1 protein-coding gene is annotated in these 339 nt (G+C 71.1%); it reads right to left on the reverse strand.

The features are described from left to right. Positions 1–339 (reverse strand): hypothetical protein (locus J4G38_RS21495; protein WP_226163641.1); only part of this gene is annotated, 339 nt, incomplete at both ends.

Consider the following 339-nt stretch of genomic DNA (forward strand, 5'->3'; position numbering starts at 1 on the left):
CCGGAGCAGTTGGCCGTGCCGCCGCTGGTGGCCACCGTCAGGCTGCCCCCGGTGGCCGTGGCCGCGTAGGGCCCGAGCCGGTCCCAGTGCCCGGCCGCCCCGCTGTTGTAGTTGGCCTGCGCCACCTGCCCGTTCACGGCCACGCTGAAGGTCTCCGCGTTGTTGTCTTCCCACACATACAGGTACACCTGGTAGGCCCCGCCGGGCACGTTGCCCACCGTCAGCTGCACCGAGTTGCCGTACACGCTCGAGCGAATCATGCCCGCCCGGCTCGCGTCCGTGGCCGGCGTCAACGTCGACCCCTGGCTGGCAAAGCCCGTGCCCCCACTCACTTGCAGG

The sequence above is a fragment of the Hymenobacter terricola genome (genome assembly GCF_017921975.2).
GTDB lineage: Bacteria > Bacteroidota > Bacteroidia > Cytophagales > Hymenobacteraceae > Hymenobacter > Hymenobacter terricola.